Origin of the sequence: Erythrobacter sp. KY5, assembly GCF_003264115.1 — a bacterium.
GTDB lineage: Bacteria > Pseudomonadota > Alphaproteobacteria > Sphingomonadales > Sphingomonadaceae > Erythrobacter.
This window is the reverse complement of the sequence record NZ_CP021912.1, coordinates 3,139,772-3,157,461: the sequence shown is the minus strand read 5'-3', so window position 1 is coordinate 3,157,461 and position 17,690 is coordinate 3,139,772. Positions and strand designations below refer to the sequence as shown.

Below are 17,690 nucleotides of genomic sequence, written 5' to 3'. Positions count from 1 at the left end.
CTCATGCGGTCGCTTTAGCCGCCAAGTCCTCCAGCACAATACCCGCTGTCGCCTTGGCGCTGCCGACAACCCCCGGAATGCCTGCGCCCGGATGCGTGCCCGCGCCGACGAGGTAGAAGTTCTCGATCACGTCATCGCGGTTGTGGCCGCGCAAGTATGCGCTTTGCCACAGGACCGGTTCAAGGCTGAAGGCGCTGCCCATGTGGGCGGAAAGGTCCTGCTTGAAATCCTTGGGTGCGTAGCTGAACTTGGTGACGATCCGGTCGTGGATGTCGGGGATCAGGCGGCGCCCGATTTCATCGAGGATCGCCTTTTCAAGCTGCGGACCAACCGCATCCCAATCAACCGCGAGCTTGCCCATGTGAGCGACGGGGACCAGCGCGTAGAACGTGCTCTTGCCCTGCGGTGCCATGCTTGGATCGGTGACGGTCGGGTGGTGAAGATAGATCGAGAAATCTTGCGGCAGCACGCCGTGCTTGTAGATGTCGTCGACAAGTCCGTGATAGCGTGGACCGAACAGGATCATGTGGTGCGGGATGCCCGGCCACGTGCCTTCCAGCCCGAAATGCACGACGAACAGCGAAGGGCTGTAGCTCTTGCGCGCCAGCGACTTTGCGTATTTCGGCCCGCGCTCCGAACCCGAAAGCAAGTCCTTGTATGAGTGCATGATGTCGGCGTTGGAGGCGACCGCGTCGAAGCGTTCCTTCCACCCCGACTTGGTCTCGACTTCGCTTGCGCGGGTGCCGATCGTGTGAACCTGCACCACTGGATCGCCGACGCGCATCGTGCCGCCGAGGCGCTCGAAATGGCGTACCATGCCAGCGATCAGGCGGTTGGTCCCGCCGCGCGCCCACCAGACGCCGCCGTCTTTCTCAAGCTTGTGGATCAGGGCGTAGATGCTCGAGGTCTTCATCGGGCTGCCGCCGACCAGAAGCGTGTGGAAGCTGAACGCCTCGCGCAGCTTTTCGCTTTTGATGTATTTCGACACCATGTCGTAGACGCTGCGCCAGGCCTGCTTCTTGATGAGGGCAGGCGCGGCTTTCAGCATCGACTTAAAGTCGAGGAACGGCACAGTGCCAAGCTTGAGATAGCCTTCCTCGTACACTTCCGCCGAATATTCGAGGAAGCGCTGGTAACCGACCACGTCGTCAGGGTTCAGCTTGGCGATTTCGGCGGCGAGCTGTTCCTCGTCGTTCGAATAATCGAAGTTGGTGCCATCGGGCCAGTTGAGGCGATAGAACGGCATGACCTTCATCAGCTCGACATCTTCAGCGATGTCGTGCCCGGTCAATTCCCACAGTTCCTTGAGGCAAGGCGGGTCGGTGATGACGGTCGGGCCAGCATCGAAGGTGAAGCCTTCCTTGTCCCAGAAATAAGCGCGGCCACCGGGCTTGTCGCGTGCTTCCACGACAGTTGTCTCGATACCATGAGATTGCAGCCGGATCGCAAGCGCCATTCCGCCAAAGCCCGATCCAATCACGCAGGCGCGCTTGCCCGCATACTTTTCGGCCATGGCGGGATTGATGCCCTTTTCGCGGTTCACCGGCGGGTTGAGGTCAAGCCCGCCCTGGATTGTCGAATTGACGTTCATGCCTCATTCTCCGCTGGAATTTCACTTTGTGCAAACTCAGAGCATTCAAACTCGGTTTGCGTATCTGTCTTGAGAGGCGCGCCGCGTTTGAACATGGCGGTAATCGCGCTTGGGATAGGTACGGGCGGTTCGCCCCACAGGACGCGGACCTTGTCGAAAGGATTTGAGCGGGCCGCGTAAAAGCGTTCGATCAACCCTTCGCGCAGCCGATAGAAGCGCTGGAAAACCTTGACCCGCCGGTCTGGACGGGCGGCGAAAAACAGAAAGCGGGCGAGCAGCCGGTAATACGCGGTCTTGCGCCAGTGCCTGCGCGCGCGAAAGTCGAACATCGCGGCCAGCTGTTCTCCGGGCAGGTCGGCGTTTTCGGCAACCGCGAGGGCATTTTCAACCGCGATGCACATCGTGTAGCTGGTCAACGGGTGGGTAAAGCCGCCACGCGCCCCTGCAACCGCCACGCCTTGTATCCGAATCGTGTCCTGATACGCAGGAAAGTCGCCGCCGGTCAGGACCGGGAGTACGCCTGCCTCGTGACCGACAATTGCGCCATCGTCCCAGCCATGCGCCCGCGCGTACTGATCGATCCGGCCCGACAACGCGCTGCGGTCGAGCCTCGGATCGTCGGCGTAGTAGGTGTCTTCGAGGAATACGTCGTGCGCGCCCAGCGGCAAAACATAAACGAACCGATAGGCCGAGCCGTTGCCATGGGGGGCATGCTGGTCGACCGTTGCATCCATGATTATCGGGCGTTCCTGCCCGTGCGGTTCGCTCAAACGAATGTGGCGGCCAAGGAACACCTGCCAGCCGCCATTGAGGTGCGGGCTTGGCTTGAAGCTGCGACAATCGATCACGCTGCGCGCGTTCAGCCGCTCCGGCTCGCCATATTCCGTCGCCGCCAGATCGACGCCGCCCGCGTCAAGCCCGACCGCCTTGCGCCCCAGATAAAGCGCGCTATCGGGCAGTTCGCGGGTAAGACCTTCGTGAAAGTCGCCCGACGCCATGGAGCGATAGGCGGTCTTGAGCTTGCGGCGATACTTGGGAAACCGGACTTCGTAGCCATCGTCCCAGCCGGTCTGGCGGAATGTGCTGAGCAGTTCGCGGCCCTTGTCCGACAGGTCGCTGTCGAACCAGCTCCAGCGGTGATTGCCGCCGATCGTGCGCCCGGCTTCGACCACTGCGATACGAAATTCGGGCCGCGCCTTGTGAAGCGCAAGCGCGATCAGACCGCCAGCAAGGCCTCCGCCAACAATGACGCAATCGAATTGTGAGTCGCTCATCTGTTTCAAGGCCCTAGGCGAGGGTGAGAGCATGAGCAATGACGCGCTGGATTTTGATCCCGGCAGGCCTTGCGCACGGTGTGCTCGGGGTGTCATGCAACCGGAACCGCTCGCCTCTAAGTGCATTGTGTGCATCAATTCTCGAGCGCACTCTACACCCTATCCCCGACTGGAGACACCCTTGTACCCCAATCCCCGAATGCTCGCTGTACCCGTTCTCGCGCTCTCGGCCCTCTTTGCGGCCCCTGTAGCGGCCGAAACTGGCGATGATCTAACCGGCTTCGACCTTGCCGATGCTGCCAGCGAGCCAGAAGACACCGCATCAGAAAGCGCTGAGAGCGTGCCCCAAGAGGAACGTCCGCCCCAGGGGCCAGTGGCGAGCGGCCCGCCATCGGGCGTTGCGCCGTTCAAATTCGTATTCGACGAAACATGGGCCACGGTCGGCATCGGGGCAGGGCTTGTTCCAAGCTATTCGGGATCGGACGATTACATCGTTTTCCCGCTGCCGCTGATTGTCGGGCGCGTGGCCGGTGTCGGGATCAGCCCGAACGGTCCCGGCTTCAATCTCGACCTGCTTTCACAGGGCCCTTCGCTGATGCCGCCCGAGACAAGCTTTTCGTTCGGCCCGTCCTTCCGTTTTCGCAATGACCGGGCAAACCAGATCGAAGACGAAGTGGTCGAGCTTGCAACCGAACTCGATGTGGCAATCGAAGTGGGCGTCAATGGCGGCGTAAGCTTTCCCGGGATCTTCGCAGAGCGCGACAGCATCACCCTCAACGCGCAAGTTCGCTGGGATATTCTCGATGCGCATAACGGCATGCTGTTTGAACCCGGTATCAGCTATTTCAGGCCGTTCGGGAACAGCGCCGCCCTGCAATTGAGCGTCAATGCAAGCTTCGTCGACGATGACTTTGCCGACTATTACTACACCGTCACGCCATCCGATGCGGCAGCGACGGGGCTTGCCGAGTTCACTGCCGATGGCGGGCTGAACAGCGTCGGTTCAATCGCGATCCTCACCTTCGACTTCGATGGCAATGCTTTGAACGGCGGCCTGAACATCTACACCGTCGCGGGCTACACGCGGATGGTGGGCGATGCCGCTGATACCCCGTTCACCGCAGAGCGTGGCAGCGCCAACCAGTTCATCGGCGGCATCGGGCTTGGTTATACGTTTTAGTTTGTGAGCGCCCATCCGGGCCGATTTGCTTGAGCTCAAAATGCGAAAGGGCCGCCTCACCGGGCGGCCCTTCCTTTATCTGACTTCGACGGCGATCAGTCCTCGCTGTCGTCCTCTTCAGCGCTCGCACCCTTGGCGCCTTCGGCCAGTTGCGGGCGCGCAGGCGGCATTTCCGCATCGCGGTCGCCGGTCTTCAGATAGGTGTCGAACCACTCCATCATCCGAAGGTTGTAGTCATAGCGGTGCGAAGCCATCCGGTTGCCGTGCCCTTCGCCAGGGAAGAACACGAGACGCAGCGGCGTGTCGGGCTTTCTCACCTTGATGAAGCGATAAAGCTCCATCGACTGCGACGGATCGACGCGCGTGTCTTCTTCGCCATGCATGATGAGCAGCGGTGTTTCGGCCCGTTCGGTGTAGTAGATCGGCGAAACCTCAAGCATCTTCTGCCAGTTATCCCACGGCCAGGCGAGGCTGTGCACGTTGTACATCTCGTAAGGGATGTCGGTCGTGCCAAACTTGCTGATCTGGTCCGAGATGCCGACGAACATGACGCTCGCTGCGAACTCAGCGGAATAATAGGTCGCACCCCAGGCGCTTGCATAACCGCCATACGATCCGCCGGTGATGCCGGTGCGATCAGGGTCGGTGATGCCGTCAGCGGCAAGCGCATTCTTCGCATCGACAATGTCACGGAATTCAGGGTCGGTGTAGCGGCCCTGATGCTGTTTTGAAAACGCGGTGCCATAGCCGGTCGAGCCGCGATAGTTTGGCAGGAACACGGCATAGCCCTGACCCGCTGCCACATGACCCGGCTTTGAATAGGCGGTCTGCCAACCGTTCGAATCGTGCGCTTCCGGCCCGCCATGGACATTCATGATCGTCGGGGCGCCGCCCGCCGCCACGCCGCCTACGGGCAGGATCAGCACGCCTTCGACTTCCTGACCGTCGGTTGCGGTGAAGGTGTAGGCGCGCTGTTCGCCGAAGGTGATGTCCGACAGCCACTCATTATGCTGCGTCCAGCGTTCGAAAGCGCCGTTGTTCCAGACGAAAAGCTCGGTCGGATGCTGCGGAGCGCTGGCGGTAAAGGCGACCCGGTCGCCTGCCGCTTCGACGCCGGTGAGGATCAGCTCGCCCGGATCAATGACTTCGGCGAGGGTGCCATCGGCATTGTGCACGTGCACCTCGGACTGAACACCGCGATGCACAACCGTCATCAGGCGCCCGTCGGACATCCATTCTGCATCGACGGTGGCAAGCGGCTCACCCGCATTGATGGCCCGGTAATCGCCCGTCGCTGTGTCAACAAGGTGAAGCGTGGTCGCAGCCGGATCGTTCATATCGATGCCCGCGATCAGCGAAAGCTGCGAACCATCAGGCGAAATCTCGACATCACCCAGCTTGCCCGGCGTTTCGACCACGGCGCGCACATCGCCGCTGGCAAGGTCGATGACGTTGACCCGTTTGGAGGTGTAGCTGTCGTCGACCAGCGGGGTCGGCGTTGTCTCAATGATGCCGAACGATCCGTCAGGCGCGATGTCGAATGCCGAGACATAACCGGGCAAAGCGATTTCGCGCGGCTCGTCGTCAATCTCGCCGTTCATCATCACGTTGGCGGCGAACATGCGAGCCGGGCGGAATTCTTCCTCATAGACCTTGCTCGTGAAGCCGCCCTTGGCTTGCGCCTCGCGCTGTTCGTCCTTGGCCGGGCCGACCATCATGTAGATCGTGCGGCCATCGGGGCTGAAACGGTAATCGCGAACGCCCGAATCCTCGATCGCAGCGAGCTTCATGTAGGTACCGCCGTCAACGGGAATGCCCCATACCGCTGCGTCCTCGTCGTCCTTGGACCAGGTGAAGGTCAGCATCCGGCCATCGGGCGAGAAGGCAACATCGCCCGGCGACACATCCTCTGGCAGGAACTGGCGCGCAATGTCCGGGCCGGTCGCAATGCTGAGCTGCGATTTGATGCCGCCATTGTCCTCGCCTTCGGTGACGTCAGGCAGGCTGCCGGTGGTGTAGGCGATGCGCATACCGTCGGGCGAAATGGCGATGGCGCCAACGCTTTCGATCTTAGCAACGTCTTCGGGGGTCATCGGGCGGGCATGTGCGGTGGCGGTCAGCGAAGCGGTCGCGAACAGCGCGGCGGTAACAACGGTCAGTCGGTTCATAGGTTTGTCGTTCAGTCCTCTCAAATTTTAGTCAATGCGTGCCGTCATAGCGACCACCGGATGAATCGCAAATGTCGAGCGCGCTTAACGGGTAGGGGTTGTCAGGGCCGCTGGACACCGGCATCACCTGCTCCTGAGGGATCAGGAGAAGCAGGGAGAAAGACATGGGACTGCTCAAGACCATTCGGTTCGCGCTTGTTGGAACTGCCGCAGGATTGGCGGCGCTGGCCGGAGCGCCAGCCTTCGCCGAGACGCTGATCGACGCGGGCAGCGTGATCACCGATGCAGCGAACGAGCCATCCGGGCCCAGCTACATCATCGTCAAGGATGGCCGCATCCACGATATCGTCGCCGCCGACAGCGATCAGGCGCGCGGTTATGAAGCGGCTGCGACCAATGAGGCCGGCGAGTGGGTGTGGGATTATATCGACCTGTCCGACAAGACGGTCCTGCCCGGCCTTATCGACCTGCACACGCATTTGTCCGGCGATCCTTCGGGCGAGTTTTGGCGTGCGGCGACCACCCCGCCTGAATACTTCACCCTGATCGCTGCGAAGAACGCGCGTATCACCGCGCTTGCAGGCTTTACCACCGTCCGCGACCTGGGTTCGCGAACGGATCAGGTGACGCAGATGCTACGCCGCGCGACCGCCGAAGGGCTTGCTCCGGGACCGCGCGTTGTGACCAGCGCGCGCACGATCTCCATCATCGGCGGGCATGGCGACACCAACGGTTTCGTCGAGCATGTGAACGACGCGCTCGATTCAGGCTTCACCTGTACCGGCCCGGTGGAGTGCGCGTCCAAGGTGCGGCTCGCCTCGCAATATGGCGCTGACCTTATCAAGATCACCGCAACCGGCGGCGTCCTCTCGCAGCAGGGCCGCGGGCTCGAAGCGCATTTCTCCGATGACGAAATGAAGGCGATCGTCGACACCGCCGAAAGCCTTGGCCTCAAGGTCGCAGCGCACGCTCACGGTGCGCGCGGGATCGAGGCTGCGGCGCGCGCCGGGGTGCATACGATTGAGCACGGCACTTACATCGACGACGCGGCCGCACGGGCGATGAATGAAAGCGGCACGACGCTGGTGCCCACTCTCATGGCATTCGAGGGCATTCGCCAGAACCTTGGCAAGGGCTTCTACACGCCCGTGGTCGAAGCCAAGATCCGAGAAGTTGCAAAGGTCGCTGACACCATTGTCGAACGTGCCCGTGCAAACGGCGTGCGTATTGCGTTCGGCACCGATGCGGGCGTCTTCCCCCACGGACTTAACGCAGGCGAGTTTCGCCTGATGATCCGCGGCGGCATGTCGAGCCGCGATGCGCTTGCCAGCGCTACGACTGTCGCTGCCGACATCCTCGGGATGAGCGACCAGATCGGTCGGCTGATGCCGGGCTATTCGGCTGACATCATCGCGGTTGATGGCAATCCTATCAGCGATGCGACCGTGCTCGAACAGGTCGACTGGGTCATGGTGCGCGGGCGCGTGATCGAGTGAAGCTGAACTGGCGAGCGGCGGTTGCCGCAAGTCTTGCGGTTGCGGCTTGGCCCGTTCCGGCGACAGCGTCGGACGCGAAGGATTGCGATGCGTGGGCGCAGACACCGGAGGCGTGGGACGAGGTTGAGGTCATCCTGCGCGAGAACTACGCCTATCTTGGCCGGGTTCCCGATGTCGATGCGCTGCTGTCAAAAGCAGGGGCAAGCGCGCGAAAGGCCCAGACCGTCGGCGAATTGGCGCGGATTGCCGAAACGCTCGGCTATGCCTTTCGCGACGGGCACTTTCACGTGCGCCCCGTATCCTCCCCTGAGCGTGCATGGATCCCGTCCTCGTCGGATTTCTGGACGATCCGGTCGGGCGACAGATGGATCGTCGCAGATGTGAAGCAGGGCAGCGATGCTGCCGCTCTTGGCGTGCGCCCGGGCTGGCAGCTCATCAGCATGGACGGCGAGGCGATAGAAGCGCGGGCGAAAGCGGCGCTTGCGCCTGTCGAAGCCGACCCGGACGCTGGGCAGGTCGAATATGCGGTCAACGTGGTGACCACCGGCTTTCTGGGGCATGAGCGTAAGCTCACTTTCGCAACGCCTGAAGGCGAGCGCACGCTGACCCTCGCACCTGCTCAACAGGCGCTGGGTGAGCGACCGGACGGCGGGCTTGAGATAACCGATCACGGCGGCGTCGCCCGCATTCGGTTCCACGATTCGCTCGGCGACAATGCGATGGTCGAAGCCTTTGACAGCGCCATGATGGAAGTCGCAGAAGCGCGCGGCCTGATCATCGACCTTCGCGACACGCCCGGCGGCGGCAACACGACTGTCGCGCGCACGATCCTTGGCCACTTCGTAACCGAGGCCAGTGTCTATCAGGTGCACCGCAACGCCTATGAAGACGCCGTGTTCGGCGTGCCGCGCCAATATGCGGAGTATGTGTTCCCTCGCGGATCGCATTTTTCAGGTCCGGTCGTGGTCCTTGCCGGGCGCTGGACAGGAAGCGCTGGCGAGGCGCTGGCGATGGCTTTCGATCGTACCGTCGGAGCCACGACAATCGGCTCCCCTCTGGCCGACCTCCTCGGCACGTTGAACCGCACCAGCACCGACAATCGCTGCCTGAGCTTCGCTTTCGCATGGGACAGCCTGTTCTCGCGCGACATGACCCCGCGCGAAGACTGGCTGCCCGGCACTGTGATGGAGGCCAGCGACACGGGCGAGGACGGCGGGGATGCAGCGCTTGAAGTGGCGCTGGACTGGTTTGCGAGCGGGGTGAGCGAATGATCACGATGGGCCCGTTGCTCGCGCTTTTGCTGGCCGGAGAGGCTGTGAAAGAGCCGCCCTCATGCGATCTTGAACTGGTGGTGCTGGGGGCAGGGCAGGATGCGGGAGCGCCGCAACTCGGCAACCCTTCCGACGATGGGCCGCATCTGCTTCCGACCTCGCTCGGTTTGATCGATCGCGATGGGAGGAAGCGCTTCCTGTTCGAAGCCACGCCCGCCATCACGCAGCAGGTCCACGCGCTCGACCGGGTCGAGCCGGGCAGGGACGATGCGCCCGGCGGTCTGGGTCTTGACGGCGTGTTCCTCACTCACGCTCACATCGGGCATTATCTTGGCCTTGCGCAATTTGGCGTCGAGAGCGCGGGCGCTGACGGGCAGCGCGTTTTTGCGATGGAGCGGATGGCGCAGTTCCTCAGGCGCAATGGCCCGTGGAGCCAGCTGGTCGAATTGGGCAACATCGAGATTATCGAGCTCGTCGAGGGTGAGCGCGCGAGGGTCTCCGATACCCTGACCGTCGAGCCGATGCGCATGCCGCACCGCGACGAGTTCTCCGAGACGGTCGGCTACCTTCTGACCACGCCCGGCAAGAGCGCCGTTTTCATCCCCGACCTCGACAGTTGGGAAGAGTGGGAAGAGATGAGCGGCGACAGCCTCGAAGCGCTTGTCTCGCGCGTCGACTTTGCTTTTGTCGATGCGACCTTTTTCGACGATGACGAACTGCCGGGCCGCGATATGAGCGCGATCCCTCACCCGCGTGTCGTGCATACGATGAAGCGGCTCTCGCATCTCCCTGAGGCCGAGCGCGCGAAGGTGCACTTCATCCATTACAACCACACCAACCCGATCCGCGATCCCGGCAGCGCACAGAGCCTGATGGTTGCCGACAAGAGCTTTGCCATCGCGCGGCGGGGGGATCGTCACTGCCTGGTCGAAGGCGGGTAGGGCGAGGCGCAAGTGCCGCCCCACACACACTTCACCTCAGAAGCCGAAAGCGACGCCGACCCTGCCTCCGGTGCTGTCCGGCGCACTTGATCCGGCGATCGCGGCTGAGACGTAGACCCTTTCCCCAAGCCTCGCCGACACCGCGCCCGAGAAGCCCTGCTCGCCCTCATAGGTCGACACGTTGGCGCTGAGCGAGATCGCCGATCCGGGCACAACCATTGCGCCGCCCATCGCCATCGCCGCCGCTATGCCGCCGCTGGTGCGTTCGTCCAGATCCTCCAGAGCGAATTCGAGGCCTGCGACCCGCGTGGTCAGCGCGTCGAACTGGCGGTCGGAGACCATGGCGAGCGAGTTCACCGCCACCCGCACATTCTCGACCGCCAGCGGGCTTACCACTGCCTCGCGCCCCAGCGTTCCGTTCGCATCGACCGTCACCACGTCGACCGGCCCGACCTGCGCGGCGGTGCTGGCAGCGATGTCGCCCAGCTTGACCGAGGTGCCCAGCCCGCCAAGCACGACCTGATTGTCCGCCGTCGTCACCGCTCCCTGACCGAGGGCGGTAGAGCCCGTATTGGCCGCCACCGCGCCTTGCCCGATCGCAGTCGCCCGCGCCGCACTGGCCGAGGCGTTGGCGCCGATAGCCGTCGCCTGATCGCCAACCGCACTGGCGAGCACACCGTAAGCCGCGCTCGAAAGCCCGGCCGCGACCGAGGCCGTGCCCGTGGTGGTCGAGAACGTTCCGGTCGCCAGCGCCTCCTGCCCGAATGCGCCAGAGCTTGTCCCCGTCGCCCGCGCCCTGTTGCCGAAAGCGGTCGAGTTGAGCGCGGTCGATTGCGCGCCTGTCCCGATTGCCACGTTGTTGAAGTCGAACGCCACCGCGCCTGTTCCGATGGCAAGCGCTTCGTCGCGGATCGCCTGCGCGCCCGTTCCGATGGCAGTCGTGTTGAGCCCCTGCGCCAGCGCGCCCGAGCCCAGCGCGACGCCGGCTGTACCTTGCGCCGTGGCGAGGTCTCCGATGGCGATCGCTCTCGCGGCGCTCACGCTGGCTCCCGATCCCATCGCGACCGACCCCGTACCCGATGCATTCGAGGCTCTGCCGATGGCGATCGCATCTGCGACGCTGGCCTGTGCGAGCCGGCCTGCGGCAATCGTATCGGCCCCGCCAGCGACCGAGAGGATGCCGATGGCGATTGCATTGCTCGCCGTCGCATCCGATCCTGCACCCAGAGCGGTCGCGCCGCTGGCTGTGGCCTGAGCCGACTGGCCGAACGCGCTCGCGCTTGCGTCGGTGCTGGCGCTGCCCGCTTGCGCGAATTGCCCCACCGCCGTGCCGCGATCCCCCATGGCGCTGGCGCTGTCGCCCACGGCGAGGCTGAGGTCGCCGCTGGCATCCGCATCGTTGCCGACCGCCGTCGCATTGGCGCCGCCCGCCGCCGAGTTCTCCCCGCATTCGAGGCTGTCATCTTGCGTGACAAGGACGAAGTCCGGCCCCCTCGCGACATTGCACGAAGCGGTCGCATCGGCGTGTGCGAGGGAGTGAGTGGCGATGCCGACGACCAGCGCTCCAAGCGCGAGGCCAAGGCTGCGATGAGAGTTGCGGTGATGGGCCATGCGCGCCAACCTGCCATTTGAGCGCCCCTCCCGCCCGCGCAACTGGCTCCACTTTCGAGGCATCTGGCACCCGCGCCCGCTGTACCCGGCTTCCCTTTCGCCGCAGCCCTGTCGCGAAGGGCCTGTTCATGCGCGCCTTCCGCCTGCTCCTTTCCGCTCATCCTTTTGCCGCCATCATGGCGCTTGCTGCGTGTTCTGAGGTCCCCGACGACACCGTCAGCCACGCGCATGGCGACCACCTCTCGCCCGCGCAGCAGCCGCGCCCGTCGCAGCACCGGGCAGAGCGCCGCCAGCCGCCTTTCCTACAAGCCGAGCGATTCCAGTGCTTTGTTCGAGAAGTGGACCGCATGTTACACGGTCCAGGGCAAAAACACCCCGAAGTGTCACCTTGAGCGCCAAAGCGTAACCCTGCGCGCAAAAGCGTCACCCTGGCGCGCGAGAGTGTCACCTTACCCGCGCAAAGTGTCACCGTAGCGTATTTGCCGCAAAAGCCTGTGCCGAACCATCCGCCCAACCATGCGCTTCGGGTTCGCGAGCCAGCAGGGGATGAGTGGCAGAGCGCCCCGCACGCCGCCCCGCCGCCTCGCGCCGGGCGTTATCAAGCGCCATGTCCCAAAGCCGAGCAAACCGAGGCGCCCGCGCCCGCAACCGATAAGCCGCCTGCCGACTCATCCCCACCGAACGAGCCGCAGGCGCAACCTTACCCATGCGAGCCAGCGCCTTGAGAAACGCGGCGGCTTTAGCGCCGGTCCAGCGGGTGTTGTCGGATTGGAGAGAGGGCGAGCGGGGAGGGGTCGGGGAGGGTGCCATCTGCGAGGTTAAGGCAGATTTGGGCGGTGTAGGAAAGGGAGGCTTCGCCACCTCAGATTAGAGATTCTCTAGGTGATCATCGACCCTGACGCAGTGGCCATCCATCGAGGTGTCTGGAGGCCGATCTCATCTGCAAGACATTTCAGGATCGGTAATTCGTCACCGAAAAATGGATGATCCAATTGCACAGCCCATCCTTCGATTTGTGGGCTTGAGGCACCCATAAGTCTTCTAGAGAATGAGCCGCTACCAACAAGGTCGAAGATACTCGTTAAAGCAATGCCGATCGCTTCATCAGAGACATCGAAGGTCAGTATCTTTTGTCCTGAAAGATTGAGATTGGCTTCTCGTGCTTCCAAGACAGCCTTCAGGTAGCCTCGAGGGGCTCGAATTCTTAAGCCCAGCGCTTCAACATGCTTTAACTGGCCAGCATTCTGGCTCAGAACATTGTAAACCAAGTCAAGCGTTTGGCCTCCAAGCCTTTCAGATAGCGCTTGGCTAACAATCCGAATCGAGTGCATCAGATTCGCAACTTCGGTTCCATATAGCTCCGGGTCGAGAGTCAGCTTCGCTGCTTCAGCGAGTCCGGGGGGGTAAGTGACCCCTTCCTCCTCTAAGTCTTCAAACAACAGGATTAGGGCACAGGCTAGAATGCGAGGCCTCTCTGCGCTTTCTAGGACAACGGACTGCCCCACATACTCGATCAAAGAGCGCTCAACAGTGTCTTCATCCAATGGCCCGAGGCGTGGCGGCCTCCCATTATCCTGGTCCCGTTGTATGATAGATTGGATCAGTGCCGCGACGTCACCGATATCGGATTGCCGCATTCTTCGGATGCGCACTGCGCCTTTGTCAACCATCTCGAGCGCCATGCACCCCTCCATAAAGCTACAATGTAGCACATATCTTATATGTTGCAAAATGCAACATTAATCCTTACCGCGACATAAGCACGAAATAATTTTGTTGACTCATATGATTCGAAAGGATTCCCACCATGGAACTTTGTATATCGAAATCTCTCTCATCTAACCTAGCTGATGCAGAATTCGCGAAATTGCTTAAAGTATATAGAGGTATTCAAGCTGGCTTAGCATTGAAAACTATTTCACTAGCTGACCAAAAGCCATTGGGTGATCAAGAAGTTTTTGCTGGAATTGTCCAATGGGCGTTGGATATCGGAATTTCTGCGGCCGAGATTGCTGAAATTACGGGTGTTGCTCGTTCTACTCCGGCGCGTTGGGCCGATCGCTCTGCTACGCCAAGATACGAAGAGGCAAGGGAGGTGTTTTCAAGAAAAATACTCAAACGGATTTCGGAAGAATCTCAAAGGAGAATTGATCAATGTGGGTTTGACTCAAATCCAAGTGTTTTTGAGGTGATATCAATAACGGACGAGGAATGTTCATCAGATCATGAGAAGATTAGAGTTGTCGCGAGCCGCTAAATGTATTTATGAGGTAACAGACTTCTCATAAATGAAGAGCTTATTAAGCGGCGAACGCAATTTCGGTCTATAAGCTCAACTTATGTAATGGTGTCGCTATCGTTGCCGAATGTTATGTCGTATTATCTGGCATTCATGCAATCATATTACCTTATGATCCATATAGCGACACATAAAAAGTAAGAATGGCCTGGCTTATGATGACGTCTGCAATTGATCTGGTGGTAGCCCAAAAAAAATATTTTAATCTGATCTGAAAAATAAGATGCGCCCAAACTGGCTATAGTCTAGGGCAAATGCTTCTAAAAGCTTCGATTAGAACGGTCATTCACCAACCCGAGCCGTAATCTTGATCTCCACCACCCCGTCGGGCGTGTACAGCCGGTCCACATCAATCGCGGTCCACGCAGGAAACGGCGCTTTAACATAGCGGTTCTTCACCGCGGCGAGCGCGGGCATCGAGGCGTCTATGTCTACATGGTAGGTGGTGATGTCGAGCACGTCGTCCCAGCTCGACCCGGCGCGCTCCAGGATGCTGCCGATATATTGGAACGTGCGGTCGAACGCCTCTTCCTGCGTCTCGCCCTCTTGCGCAGGGCCGAGGATCACGCCGGAAAGGTAGACGGTGTCGCCGTGGATCACCGCTTCGGAAAAGCCGAATTGTTCCATGAAGCCGCGCGCGCCCGGGTCTTCGGGCATGATGGTGCGCTTGTCCGCGCTGGCCTGCTCGCTGCCAGCCTCGACATGCGCATCGGCGAGCGCGGGGCCGGTGCAAGCGGCGCTTGCGAGGATAGTGGCGGCGAAACGGGTGGCTGATCTGTGCATGGATGGTCCTCTCTTTCGAGGGGACATCATACACGCTCAATCAAGGCGCGCCGCAAAAACTGTCAGTTGGTCAGGCCAAGCTCTGCTTCGCGCTTGGCCGCGCGCATGGCGTCTGCCTTTTCGCGGGCAATCTTGCCTTCGCGGGTACGCTCGGCAAGGGCGAGCCAGTTCTTTTCGGAGCGCAGCTCGCGCATCCGCACATTTTCGAGCACCGCTTCGTCCGCAGCCAGAGCAGATTGCGCCGCGCGTTCGAGATAGAATTCGTAAGTCTGCGCCATGGTGATCTGCCTTTCGGTCTGCCGGAAAAGTGCTGAATGGATAAAACGCAGCGCGGACCATGATGTTCCGCGCTGCGCTTGTCCGTCAGTCTGCGGCCGAGAGGTTTACGGCGCTTTCCTTGCCGTTACGGCCGGTTTCGACTTCGTAGTTGAGGCGCTGCTCCTTATCGAGCGTCTGCATGCCTGCGGCCTGCACGGCGCTGATGTGTACGAAGCTGTCAGCCGAGCCATCGTCGGGCTGGATGAAGCCATAACCCTTGTCGGCGTTGAAGAATTTCACGGAGCCAGTTTTGCTGGACATAATAATCGTTCCTTTCAAGAACGTGGGTGTTGCCTCACCACGGAATGCGGCAAGGTTGTGCGTCAATTCGTTCAGATGAAAGGAAGTCGTCGTCCGGTTAACGCCGGGGGTGCATCCCGTTGGAAGGGCGACCAAGCGGCGGAGCGCAAATTTCAAGTTCCGTCGCAAATTCCGACGTCAGCGGGGAGGATGTAGCACACAATTGCGCAGTCGCCTAATTATTGTTCGCGAGGAGTGGCTGCGTTTCTGGATTCCCGCATGCCCGTGCGCTAACGCGTGGTCCCATGACGATCACCATCCTTGTCGATGCCGACGCCTGCCCGGTGAAGGACGAAGTGTACCGCGTGGCCGACAGGTTCAAGGCCCAGGTCCGCGTGGTGAGCAACTCGCCCTTCCGCGTGCCGGTGAGTGAGCGGGTGAAGCGCGTGGTCGCTGATGGTTATACCGTGCACATCTCGGGCGGCCCACCGCCCACAAGCGCGGAAGCGAAGTCGAAGACGCAGCTGGCCAAAGGCCACCTGCAAGCGCGCCCGAGCTTATGCAAGGAGCCAAGCGGGCCGGATGGCCCGCGCCCGGCGCCTGAGGGACCAAAATACGACGCGGCGGACGACTGGATCGCGGAGCATGCCGACGAGCGCAGCGTGGTGATCACCGCCGACATCCTGCTGGCCGAACGCTGCCTCAAAGCAGGCGCGCGCGTGCTGAAACACGACGGGCGAGAATTCGACGCCGCCAGCATCGGTAACGCGATTGCCACCCGTGCAATCATGGAAGACCTGCGCGCCGGGATGGACGGGGTCGGTGGTGGCCCTGCGCCGTTCAGCAAGGCGGATCGCTCGCGGTTCCTGCAGGCGCTGGATCGCGTGCTGGTGGGGATGGGGCGGGGTTAGGGTCGGGACTCAATTAGCCCACCAGATGATGGCGGCGACGATGAGTATTGCAGAGAGGAAGATGTCTGCGCGCTTGTCGTAGCGGGTGTGGATGCGTCGGAAGTCTTTCAGGCGGCAGAAGAAGCGTTCGATCCCGTTGCGCTGCTTGTAGGCGAGAGCGTCGTATGTGTGCGGGTGTTTGCGGGTCGGGTTGGGCGGGATGACTGGTTCGCAGCCGTGCTCGGCAAGCCAGTCGCGCAGGGACCGCGCGTCATAGGCGCGATCGGCCAGCAGGCGGCGGGGCGCACCGGTGATGGCCAGCAGATCGCGCGCGCCTGTCAGATCATGCGTGTTGCCGGGGGTCAGGACCAGAGCGAGGGGCCGTCCCCGCTCATCGGTCAGGGCGTGAACCTTGGTGGTACGACCGCCGCGCGAGCGCCCGATACAGTGATGGAAGGCCCCCCTTTTGCGCCCGCTGCCGAGCGATGCGCCTTGATGTGCATCGAGTCCACCGAGGCGGTGACCCCGCCGATCACCCCGCTCGATCCGGTCAGAGCATAGAAGATGTCTTGCCACACGCCCTGTCGGCTCCACCGGTTGAAGCGGTTGTAGACCGTCGTGTAGGGACCATACTCAGAAGGGCAATCGCGCCACCGGGCACCCGTCTTGAGCATGTGCATGATCCCCGAGATCACGCGCCGATCATCAACCCGCCGTGCACCGCGCCGACCACGGGGCAGCAAAGGCTCAATCGCCGCCCACGACTGATCGTCCAACCAGTAAAGATGCTTGCTCATCCAAGGCTCCTTCCAACAGCCTTGAATCACCAATCACTCAACAGCACCAGTCCTTATTGAGTACGGACCCTAGTCGGGCTCGGCGAGGTGATGTCGAAACCAGTCGGCGAGTGCGTCTTCGGAGAGTTCGCCTTCCGCCAGTGCCAGGACCACATTGATAGCCTCTATCGGTGTAAACGAGAGGGTCTGTCCGTTCAGCTTCAGGAAGAGACGTGCAAGCACCCATGCGGTGCGCTTGTTGCCATCGGCGAACGGATGATTGCGCGCCAGCCCGAAGGCGTAGGCGGCGGCGAGCGCAGACAGATCGTCTTCGCCATATTCCCACTGGTTACGCGGTCGCGCGAGCGCGCTTTCGAGAGCGCCTGCATCGCGCACGCCGCTCGGCCCGCCATGTTCGCCAGCTGCCGGTCGTGGATCGCACTCGCAACCGTGGCGTCGATCCAGACGGGTTCGAGGCGGATAGGGGGATCGGTCACTCTCGACCAATCGATGCAGTCACGCCAGCGAAAGCCGGTATCTCAAGCGTCTTGCGCAGCGGCCAGAGACCCCAGCATTCGCTGGAGCGACGAAAAGTGGTCACTTCGCCAGTTCGCGAAGGATGTCGCGATCCTCGCGCATGATCTTTTCCGCCAGCGCCATCTTCTCGGCAAAGGAGGGATCGGTGGCGGTCAGCCGGATACCATCGGGCGCTTCGGTGACGTAGAGCACGTCCCCCGGGCCCACCCGCAGGCGCGCGAGGATTTCCTTAGGCAGGATAACCCCGGCAGAATTGCCGATCTTGGTGACTTTGAGCGGTGCGTTCATACGGGGGTTATAACGTGCTGCGCGATT

Annotated in this window: 16 protein-coding genes and 2 pseudogenes; 6 read left to right on the top strand and 12 right to left on the bottom strand. The window is 61.7% G+C overall.

Annotation, left to right across the window (positions count from 1 at the left end; translation table 11 throughout):
• Window position 1 precedes the first annotated feature (1 nt).
• Entirely contained in the window at window positions 2-1,513 is a 1,512-nt protein-coding gene (locus CD351_RS14900; protein ID WP_111993788.1) for a phytoene desaturase, read from the bottom strand.
• 74 nt (window positions 1,514-1,587) lie between these two features.
• Window positions 1,588-2,865: a lycopene beta-cyclase CrtY gene (gene crtY, locus CD351_RS14895; protein WP_111993364.1), complete on the bottom strand. Its 1,278-nt coding sequence runs from the start codon at window positions 2,863-2,865 to the stop codon at window positions 1,588-1,590.
• 181 nt (window positions 2,866-3,046) lie between these two features.
• Here crtY and CD351_RS14890 point away from each other — a divergent pair, with 181 nt between their 5' ends.
• Window positions 3,047-4,045 carry a MipA/OmpV family protein gene (locus tag CD351_RS14890; RefSeq protein ID WP_234027158.1) on the top strand — a complete coding sequence of 333 codons (999 nt, stop codon included), beginning with the start codon at window positions 3,047-3,049 and terminating at the stop codon, window positions 4,043-4,045.
• A gap of 95 nt (window positions 4,046-4,140) precedes the next feature.
• Here CD351_RS14890 and CD351_RS14885 read toward each other — a convergent pair whose 3' ends face one another.
• A complete protein-coding gene (locus CD351_RS14885; protein WP_111993362.1) occupies window positions 4,141-6,213 on the bottom strand; it encodes a S9 family peptidase in 2,073 nt (690 codons plus the stop codon).
• Between the two features lie 31 nt (window positions 6,214-6,244).
• The gene (locus CD351_RS16040; RefSeq protein WP_255413019.1) at window positions 6,245-6,379 is read right to left on the bottom strand and encodes a hypothetical protein; all 135 of its coding nucleotides are present in this window, start codon (window positions 6,377-6,379) and stop codon (window positions 6,245-6,247) included.
• Between CD351_RS16040 and CD351_RS14880 the strand changes: the two genes are divergently transcribed.
• From CD351_RS14880 to CD351_RS14870, 3 genes are read left to right on the top strand one after another with little or no spacing between them, the layout of a single operon-like run.
• Complete coding sequence (locus CD351_RS14880) at window positions 6,378-7,709, top strand: amidohydrolase family protein (protein ID WP_111993361.1); 1,332 nt, start codon at window positions 6,378-6,380, stop codon at window positions 7,707-7,709. The two genes, CD351_RS16040 and CD351_RS14880, sit on opposite strands and share 2 nt — an antisense overlap.
• Window positions 7,706-8,980 (top strand): S41 family peptidase, encoded by a 1,275-nt coding sequence (locus CD351_RS14875; RefSeq protein WP_111993360.1) that lies wholly within the window; start codon window positions 7,706-7,708, stop codon window positions 8,978-8,980. The genes CD351_RS14880 and CD351_RS14875 overlap by 4 nt, the downstream gene beginning before the upstream one ends.
• A complete protein-coding gene (locus CD351_RS14870; protein ID WP_111993359.1) occupies window positions 8,977-9,921 on the top strand; it encodes an MBL fold metallo-hydrolase in 945 nt (314 codons plus the stop codon). Before CD351_RS14875 ends, CD351_RS14870 begins: the two co-directional genes overlap by 4 nt.
• A 36-nt stretch (window positions 9,922-9,957) precedes the next feature.
• On the opposite strand, the gene CD351_RS14865 is transcribed toward CD351_RS14870, so the two are convergent.
• Complete coding sequence (locus CD351_RS14865; RefSeq protein ID WP_162627768.1) at window positions 9,958-11,532, bottom strand: YadA-like family protein; 1,575 nt, start codon at window positions 11,530-11,532, stop codon at window positions 9,958-9,960.
• An 878-nt stretch (window positions 11,533-12,410) separates the two neighbouring features.
• Window positions 12,411-13,214, bottom strand: coding sequence for a hypothetical protein (locus tag CD351_RS14855; RefSeq protein ID WP_162627767.1), 804 nt, complete (start codon window positions 13,212-13,214; stop codon window positions 12,411-12,413).
• A gap of 125 nt (window positions 13,215-13,339) precedes the next feature.
• Between CD351_RS14855 and CD351_RS15810 the strand changes: the two genes are divergently transcribed.
• Window positions 13,340-13,789 carry a hypothetical protein gene (locus CD351_RS15810; protein ID WP_162627766.1) on the top strand — a complete coding sequence of 150 codons (450 nt, stop codon included), beginning with the start codon at window positions 13,340-13,342 and terminating at the stop codon, window positions 13,787-13,789.
• Between the two features lie 324 nt (window positions 13,790-14,113).
• On the opposite strand, the gene CD351_RS14845 is transcribed toward CD351_RS15810, so the two are convergent.
• The 3 genes from CD351_RS14845 to CD351_RS14835 all read right to left on the bottom strand — a co-directional run bounded on the left by CD351_RS14845 (window position 14,114) and on the right by CD351_RS14835 (window position 15,193).
• Window positions 14,114-14,614 carry a RidA family protein gene (locus CD351_RS14845; protein ID WP_162627765.1) on the bottom strand — a complete coding sequence of 167 codons (501 nt, stop codon included), beginning with the start codon at window positions 14,612-14,614 and terminating at the stop codon, window positions 14,114-14,116.
• Between the two features lie 62 nt (window positions 14,615-14,676).
• Entirely contained in the window at window positions 14,677-14,892 is a 216-nt protein-coding gene (locus tag CD351_RS14840) for a hypothetical protein (RefSeq protein ID WP_111993353.1), read from the bottom strand.
• An 85-nt stretch (window positions 14,893-14,977) separates the two neighbouring features.
• Window positions 14,978-15,193, bottom strand: coding sequence for a cold-shock protein (locus CD351_RS14835; RefSeq protein WP_007165167.1), 216 nt, complete (start codon window positions 15,191-15,193; stop codon window positions 14,978-14,980).
• Between the two features lie 284 nt (window positions 15,194-15,477).
• Here CD351_RS14835 and CD351_RS16000 point away from each other — a divergent pair, with 284 nt between their 5' ends.
• The gene (locus CD351_RS16000; RefSeq protein ID WP_234027157.1) at window positions 15,478-16,083 is read left to right on the top strand and encodes a DUF188 domain-containing protein; all 606 of its coding nucleotides are present in this window, start codon (window positions 15,478-15,480) and stop codon (window positions 16,081-16,083) included.
• A gap of 78 nt (window positions 16,084-16,161) precedes the next feature.
• Here CD351_RS16000 and CD351_RS14820 read toward each other — a convergent pair.
• The 3 genes and pseudogenes from CD351_RS14820 to CD351_RS14810 all read right to left on the bottom strand — a co-directional run.
• Window positions 16,162-16,859, bottom strand: a pseudogene (locus tag CD351_RS14820) (IS5 family transposase); the annotation flags it as partial.
• 69 nt (window positions 16,860-16,928) lie between these two features.
• A pseudogene (locus CD351_RS14815) lies at window positions 16,929-17,320 on the bottom strand (type II toxin-antitoxin system death-on-curing family toxin).
• A gap of 115 nt (window positions 17,321-17,435) precedes the next feature.
• Window positions 17,436-17,663, bottom strand: coding sequence for an AbrB/MazE/SpoVT family DNA-binding domain-containing protein (locus CD351_RS14810; RefSeq protein WP_111993352.1), 228 nt, complete (start codon window positions 17,661-17,663; stop codon window positions 17,436-17,438).
• Window positions 17,664-17,690 lie beyond the last annotated feature (27 nt).